This window comes from Acinetobacter sp. 809848 (assembly GCF_000581275.1).
Lineage (GTDB): Bacteria > Pseudomonadota > Gammaproteobacteria > Pseudomonadales > Moraxellaceae > Acinetobacter > Acinetobacter pittii.
Genome location: NZ_JEXG01000031.1, coordinates 41,384 through 49,035 on the forward strand (window position 1 = coordinate 41,384; position 7,652 = coordinate 49,035).

Consider the following 7,652-nt stretch of genomic DNA (forward strand, 5'->3'; position numbering starts at 1 on the left):
GCTATGACGCCTTTAAACTCATCACCTCGCCTCTTATCATTTTGCTTTAAGCTCGTACTTGTTTTGCTACTGGCTTATCTTTTGTTAAGCGGGTTTTATATGTGGATGATTGGCGGTACAGCCATTTACGTCAGCTCAGCCGTGTTATTTGCCATAACGGCTTATGTATTTAAGCTCGGTAAATATCAAAAACTCTGTGCTGCTTTAAATGTGCTCATGAGCGCAGTCGCGTTATATTTCAGCACAGCTCATCTATTTTTCTCCGCTATTCAGTTCTTTATCTTTTTACCTGCCCTGTTTTTTGTTTTGTTGGCTTTTACTCACGTAAGTAAAATTCGTAGCTTATCTAAAGTTTTAATATTTATTAGTTTATTGGTGTGGTCAGGTATACATTTTTCACAGCTTAAACAACTTCAAGCCTATTATAAAACACAGCATACAGGTGAAAGCTGGCAACAATATGGTGCTTTGTAAGATCATTTTTTATTCTATATTTTCAAATGAATACGTGTTCTTTTTCACATGAAGTTCATCAGTAAAACTGAACATCATCTACAGAATTCCTTTTAAGAAAAAATATTCATAACCATCTCATTTATTTAGAAATATATCGAGCATATTCGCGATTGAACACGGCTCGTCTACACGCTAGATTAACTGAATTATTTTTCTCCCGTTATGTTGTAATTTATGAAAATTTTAGATGGCGGTTTAGGCCGTGAATTGGCTCGTCGTGGCGCTCCATTTCGTCAACCAGAATGGTCTGCGCTTGCACTTATTGAAGCACCAGAAACAGTAAAAGAAGTTCACCTCGACTTTATCAACGCTGGTGCAGAAGTCATTACCACCAATAACTACGCGGTTGTACCATTTCACATTGGCCAAGAACGCTTTGAAACTGACGGCGTGCGTTTAATTAAAGTTGCCATCGAACAAGCAAAAAATGCAGTTAAAGAAAGCGGCAAAAATGTCAAAATTGCAGGCTGCTTACCGCCGTTATTTGGTTCTTACCGCGCCGACTTGTTCCAACCGGAACAGGCTAAAAACCTTGCTGAGCCAATCATTAACACATTGGCACCAGAAGTTGATTTTTGGCTCGCTGAAACCCAATCTTGCTTAAAAGAAGTTGAAACAGTACACGCGTTATTGCCACAAGATGGTAAGGACTATTGGGTGTCATTTACGCTGCAAGATGAAATTAAACAAGAACAAGCATTACTTCGTTCAGGCGAAAATATGCAACAAGTGGCTGATTTCATCAAACAATCCAATGCCAAAGCAGTGTTGTTTAACTGCTGCCAACCTGAAGTGATCTTGCAAGCGATTAATGAAATTAAAGGACTCATTCCAGAGTCGGTACAGATTGGTGCTTATGCCAACGCGTTCCCACCGCAAGATGAAAGCGCTACTGCCAACGATGGTCTGGATGAAATTCGTAAAGACTTAGACGCTCCAGCTTATCTAGGTTTTGCTAAACAATGGCAGCAAGCAGGTGCAAGTTTAGTGGGTGGTTGCTGCGGTATCGGGCCAGAACACATTGCTGAACTTTCACAATTTTTTAAAGAATAAATACCATGTCTGCTGCCAAAATCGGATTATTGTCTCTTACAGCGCTGGTCTTTAGTTCTATGGTGGGGTCAGGCGTCTTTAGCCTCCCCCAAAATATGGCTCAGGTTGCCAATGGTTCTGCCCTTCTAGTCGCATGGCTCATTACTGGGGTCGGTATTATTTTCTTGGCCCTCTCATTGTTACATTTAACGCGTCAACGACCAGACCTTGACGGCGGTATTTATAACTATGCACGCGAAGGCTTTGGAGACCTGATCGGGTTTTGCTCGGCGTGGGGTTATTGGTTGTGTACTACCATTGGTATTGTGGGTTATGTGGTGATTGCCTTTTCAGGCGTCGGCATGTTTACCGACAGCAAAGACCATATTATTTTTGGTGAAGGTAATACACTCTATTCACTGATTGGCTCAAGCATTTTTGTATGGCTGGTACACTGGTTAGTGAGTCGAGGCATTAAAGAAGCGGCGATTGTGAATTTACTGGCAACCATTGCCAAAATTATTCCAATGGTGGTTTTCATCTTCTTTACCTTCATTGCCTTTAAGTTTGATCTATTCAAACTCAACTTACATGACTTTTCTTTGCAAGTTCCACTTTGGCAGCAAGTGAAAGACCTGATGTTGATTACCCTTTGGGTATTTACCGGTATTGAAGGTGCTGTAGTTTTATCATCGCGTGCAAAAAAACGTCATGATATTGGTAAAGCAACTATTTTAGGTGTTTTGCTAGCATTAAGTTTTTACGTGATGGTGACAGTATTGGCTTATGGTGTGGCAAGTCGTGAAGCGCTTGCAGGCATGCATAACCCATCTATGGCGACCATTTTACAGCAACTGATCGGCTTGCCGGGTACAATCATTATTACCATCGGGTTGATTATTTCGGTTGCATCCTCTTACTTAAGTTGGACCTTATTTGCCACTGAAATTCCATTTTTAGCTGCAAAAAATGGTGCTTTCCCGAAATTATTTTTAAAGAATAATCAAAATAATGTACCGATTTCATCACTTTGGTTGACGACGCTTGTGGTACAAGGGTCTTTAATTGCTGTGTATTTTTTCAATAAAAATTACACTCAACTTTTATTGATTTCATCAGTCATGATTTTGCTGCCTTATTTTCTGGTGTCAGCTTTTTACCTTAAAGAATCCATTCGCCATAAACGTATGCCGCATATTGCGATTGCAAGTGTCGCTTCAATCTATGCGCTTTGGTTACTCTATGCAGCAGGTTTAGACTTACTGCTGTTGTCTGGTGTGTTGTATTTGGTCGGCTTGGTTATTTTTTCAATCAGCTACTTTGAGCATAAAAAATCGCTCAAACAAAATCAGTTAAATTAATTATTTCAACCACTGTTGACCTAGTTCAGCAGTGGTTTTCTAAAAACAAAAATTTCTATTTTGAAGGCTGCGACTGCTTTAAATGCAATCGTAAAATACGGCGTAACTCTAAAATTGCCTCAGGGCTAGTTTGAATCGAATGTCCACCTTTAATGATCAACTCCGACTGCTCCCCACCTAAATGCGAACTTTGATACGGCACAATTCCATCACTGCTTTTTAACTTATCTGTTGTCCCGTTAATATTGCCCATAATCGAGTGATAGACCACTTGTGGCGATGGTTGAATAGCTTGAGTCAACTGCATAAAGTTAGAAGAGCGACTTAAATTACTTGCCCCATTTTCAATTAATCCTTTTCTGAGTTTTGTATTTTTCTCGTCTCTCATTTCAACTGCAATAAAAAAATCAGCGGGCAAACGAATGATACGGCGGGCAATTTGGGTAAACCATCGGTCAGCGTAGTCTGTACCATGATGCGGTGCCGAAACAAAAACAACTCGATTAAAATATGGCAAAGCCTTGAACTGAAAACGCTCACGAATTACCGGATTTTCTTTTAAACGGTTTAGCTGTGCTTCATTCATTTTTTGTATGGCTTGCTCCGAAACATCGGCATTACTCACCAGTAAACGGCTAATTACTCCCCCCATACTATGTCCGACCAACACTGCATCATGTGCCGCATAGCTGTCTTTAGCAATGTTTTGAAAAGCCTGATTCAACAATGAATAAATCTGAAAACGACTTTCAAAAATCGGCATATTGGTTGAATAAAACACCTGCCAAACCTGATAGTTTTTCCTTAATTCAGCATCGCCCATAATGTCATTGGTTAGACTCACCCACGCCTCTGGGCTACTTGCCAAACCATGAACAAACACAATAATTTTCTTATTCGGGTTAAAGGGCTCAAGCATATATAAATGCGGCATGATCAAATTGGCTTCTTTATTAATTAAAGACCAATAACCTGCCGCACCTAAATTATATTTCGATAGCCACAGCCCATAAGGAGCCGAATAGTTAGCAGTGAGTGGATAATCCACACCTTCAACTTTTACGCGGTCCTGTCGGTATGGGTCAAACATGGCAATTTCTAACTCTGCCCCAGCAATGACCTGATCGGCTGTGGCCTTTTGTTTTGGGTAGGCAATAGCCGTCACTGGAAAGAAGCGTGGTAAATGAATGTTGGGATTACTCTGGTGAGCATAAAAAGCATCGGGATCTAAAATAAAACCATGATTTACATCATGCTCCTTACGTCCCACAATAAACTCCGCACCTAAACCATCCTTACGGTTGACGGTATTAAACCCTGAAAAGTTCATGTTATAGCTAGAGCGAAAGGTATCGACTTCAATATGCTGTACATCTACAGCATGATCAAAGTTAACGTGGTACTCATGCCCATCTGCTTTTAGTAAAGGTGGGAAATGAAGCGTATTTAAATGATTAAAATACGTGGTCATGAGCTTCGACAAGGCGACGTTATAAAAAATACGTACCTGATTTTGTCGATGGTCAAATACCCGATCAAAAGGTGACTCTTCAGAATCAAACAAATAGACATAGCTATAGCGCAAGCTTTTATCAAACAACGCCAGCTCTTGCTCAACACAACTGTTATTTTTATTAATAACATGACACTGGCTACTACGCCCGACATCTAAAGCTTTTGCCAAGTAAATTTCACTCAGCGCAGCATAGCGCTCTTCTCTGCTGCTATTTTCGGACAGGCTCTGAACCTTATTTAAACAATCATCAAAATTTTGTAGGCAAGTTTTTTCATCTTCTTTGACCAAATACAGCAAGTTTTGGGTTTGATGACTTAAAGTATTGTCGGTCAAAATGCTTTCATTTTTACTTTTTAAAGCACTGCTTAAGTTACTTTCTTTTAAATGAATGACCTGACAACCGCTCAGCAGTCCCATTATTGTAAGCACTAAATAATGGCCGGATTTTGTCATTGTGCATTCCTTTATCGAATGTATTTCCCCACTCATCATTATGCCTGTAAAGCTGTGCCTGAACAATTTCGGCTCAGCTTGGATTGGACTTTATTTAGAAAATAAAATTTGAACGTCTATTTTATTAAGCTTGTTTAAACTTCTGCTGGGAAGCCAAATAAGAAAAATAGAGTATGGGTAAAATAAATGGCGCTACGCTCCAAAAGTCAAAATAGACATAAAGTACCGCCCCCATCAAAGCACCAATCACAAAGCCAATGACAATACTGGCACTTTTAAGCAAACTTGCCCGATTGGCGGCATTATTGTTTTTAAGCAAGTTAGCAATATCAATACCAAGCTGGGTAGTGTTGCCTGTCATCATAGTACTTGGGCTAATATTTTTAATGAGGGTTTTGCTTGATGTATTACGAATCGCCAAAGCAATTAAACCGAGGCCACCTGTGATTGCAACCGTAATCGAATCGGCATTTTTAAATGGCTCAAAGTAAAGCCCAGCAGCCATAAAAGCAAAGAGAAAAATAGCTTCAAATAAAAATAAATAAGACAGCGTTTTGTGTTTGGTCTGACTACGGTCAATTAAAAGTTTGGTAATCACCACCGTCACAATAAACAATGGAATAGCCGCAAGTTTAATCCATAAACCGGCACCACCCTTCACCAACGCAGCCCCGGCCAATACCAAGTTGCCCGTCACATGAGCAGTAAAAAAACCAAATAACGCAATAAAGCCAATGGTATCAATTGCCCCGCCCACCATAGTCAATAAAACAGGATCTCGACATATTGCCCACGTACTTTGTGTTTCTTGTTGAATTGAAGTCTCTGGCATTACCTTTCCTATCAAATATTGGTTTTTAATTAGAAAATTTTTGTCAGAAATTTAATATAAATTCCATTCATTAATAACAACAGATCTTAATGTAAAAACCTAGCTGTTCATTTTAAGACAGAGTGTATTTAAAAAAGATACAATGCAATTGGACTTTTTATTTTTAAAGATAAGGGATTTTAAATGCATCACTAAGATGCATTTAAAAAGTTCTCTGTTAGTTGAGCTTGTTCATAAGCATCAATAAACTGCTTTTGCGGTATTTCTTGTTTAGGGACACTACAAGTTACTTTCTGTTCAGCAGCTTTTTTATCCCACCCTTCACCACTGGCGCTACGACGTGACTCATAAACTTTTCTCTGACGGAAATAACTAAATGGTTCTACATTACTTAAAAAGCCATATTTAGAGTCATGAACATAATTTAAATAGAATTTTTTAATATCATCACTGACATTTGTATTCCAACTCTCAAATTGCCAATCTTCTACACCAATCATATATTCATAGGCAGTTGAAACCGGTGAAAAAACTCTAAAAATATTAAAACCATCTTTTTTCGAAGCGGTTGCTTCTTTTAGTTTCATTAATCTTTGCATTTCAGTTGCCATATCGGATGGGCCAACTGGTATAAGTTCACGATATTTATTTTCCTGACGTACACGCTGACTAACAGAAAGTTCATTTCCAGCACGTGCAATCGTACCGTAGGCACCGTAGTAAATTTTCATACAACCTTTAATCTGATCTTGAATACTTCCTTGGCTTGGTATAGCGGCTTTTACTGCATCATAATATTTTTGAGAATCTGGTTGAATTTCAAACTGCTCAAAAATTTCGGAATGTTTTAATTTCAACTCATCATAGCTATACATTTTGACACCTGCTTGTAAGGCATCCTCTAGCATATGTTTTAACGGAATTCGGGCAAAATTGTCATTTACTCCTTGGCTACCTGGTTCATAACCACCACCAACGTCAGAATGTACTCCGGGATATACCACTTCTTTCCAATTACTGTTAGCTAACTTATTGTCTTTATGAATAACATCAACAGGGAAAGCAAAGCGCAGTTCATTACCAGCGATATAATGTGAACAGTTTTGAACCCGCTCATCTACAACCAAATCACGTTCTAAAAAAGGTAAGCTATTACTTAAATTTGTGGCAGGCAAGCCAAATGAAGCAACCGTATCAAAAATTCCTAAAAACTTAAATTCAATCGGATACTTACCTTGACCATACGTCAGCCCATCACAGTCTGATTGACATTGCCACATAAACTGATTTGTAAATGCACGGGCAAGTGCAGCGCCCCGTGAAAAACCGAACACAGAAATATTAATTTTCTTAATTAATCGATGTTCTTTTAAACTTTTATCGACTTCAGCAAAGCTGTACTCCTTTTTTTCACTTACATATTTTTTAATGTCTTTTTCAACCTTTTGTGCATTAAAAATCAGGATTTGTTTTAAAGCATCATTTAACTGGTCTTCACCATAATCTAAACGTCTTGCACCTCCCAACCCAGCACCAGCACCTAAACCAAGGTTATCTTGTACCCACGAAATAGCCCTTTGAAAGATATTTAACTCAGCATTAAATCTTGTTCCAACACCAGAAATATAGATAGCGTAATTTGGCGATATTTGCTTGTTTTTATCAGCCATTTCCTTTTCTCTTAATCCTTGAGCATTTCTCCACAATCGAGCAGGATTTGACCACCTTTTGGTATCTTCATCCTCTTTTTTATTATTACCAGTACCATCAAAAAATACCGAAATATTAACTACATCGCTACAATCTTGTTTGCATGATGGCTCATCGTTTGAAATATCACTATTTAATACCTGTACTCTTTTTAAATTTATATCCATGACATAATCTCTTTAGTTTTTATGATTTTTTTCCCAAATGTCAGTCCGCCAATCGAGACCTTTTT

At 38.5% G+C, this 7,652-nt stretch carries 6 protein-coding genes; 3 read left to right on the top strand and 3 right to left on the bottom strand.

Annotation, left to right across the window (positions count from 1 at the left end; translation table 11 throughout):
* Positions 1–3: 3 nt before the first annotated feature.
* From J536_RS0104675 to J536_RS19080, 3 genes are all read left to right on the top strand, one after another.
* Entirely contained in the window at positions 4–474 is a 471-nt protein-coding gene (locus J536_RS0104675) for a hypothetical protein (RefSeq protein ID WP_031947238.1), read from the top strand.
* Between the two features lie 216 nt (positions 475–690).
* On the top strand, positions 691–1,569 hold the full coding sequence (locus J536_RS19075) for a homocysteine S-methyltransferase family protein (RefSeq protein ID WP_000696108.1): 879 nt from the start codon (positions 691–693) through the stop codon (positions 1,567–1,569).
* Positions 1,570–1,574: 5 nt separating this feature from the next.
* The gene (locus J536_RS19080) at positions 1,575–2,909 is read left to right on the top strand and encodes a basic amino acid/polyamine antiporter (RefSeq protein ID WP_032004190.1); all 1,335 of its coding nucleotides are present in this window, start codon (positions 1,575–1,577) and stop codon (positions 2,907–2,909) included.
* 55 nt (positions 2,910–2,964) lie between these two features.
* Here J536_RS19080 and J536_RS19085 read toward each other — a convergent pair whose 3' ends face one another.
* The 3 genes from J536_RS19085 to J536_RS19095 all read right to left on the bottom strand — a co-directional run bounded on the left by J536_RS19085 (position 2,965) and on the right by J536_RS19095 (position 7,587).
* Entirely contained in the window at positions 2,965–4,878 is a 1,914-nt protein-coding gene (locus tag J536_RS19085; RefSeq protein WP_032063625.1) for an esterase/lipase family protein, read from the bottom strand.
* A gap of 124 nt (positions 4,879–5,002) precedes the next feature.
* Entirely contained in the window at positions 5,003–5,710 is a 708-nt protein-coding gene (locus tag J536_RS19090) for a YoaK family protein (protein ID WP_001115353.1), read from the bottom strand.
* A gap of 191 nt (positions 5,711–5,901) precedes the next feature.
* Complete coding sequence (locus J536_RS19095; RefSeq protein ID WP_000354039.1) at positions 5,902–7,587, bottom strand: T6SS phospholipase effector Tle1-like catalytic domain-containing protein; 1,686 nt, start codon at positions 7,585–7,587, stop codon at positions 5,902–5,904.
* Positions 7,588–7,652 lie beyond the last annotated feature (65 nt).

Bases quoted from the DNA above. Each gene is read 5' to 3' on its own strand.
- J536_RS0104675 (WP_031947238.1), top strand. From the start codon at position 4: ATGACGCCTTTAAACTCATCACCTCGCCTCTTATCATTTTGCTTTAAG.
- J536_RS19075 (WP_000696108.1), top strand. From the start codon at position 691: ATGAAAATTTTAGATGGCGGTTTAGGCCGTGAATTGGCTCGTCGTGGC.
- J536_RS19080 (WP_032004190.1), top strand. From the start codon at position 1,575: ATGTCTGCTGCCAAAATCGGATTATTGTCTCTTACAGCGCTGGTCTTT.
- J536_RS19085 (WP_032063625.1), bottom strand. From the start codon at position 4,878: ATGACAAAATCCGGCCATTATTTAGTGCTTACAATAATGGGACTGCTG.
- J536_RS19090 (WP_001115353.1), bottom strand. From the start codon at position 5,710: ATGCCAGAGACTTCAATTCAACAAGAAACACAAAGTACGTGGGCAATA.
- J536_RS19095 (WP_000354039.1), bottom strand. From the start codon at position 7,587: ATGGATATAAATTTAAAAAGAGTACAGGTATTAAATAGTGATATTTCA.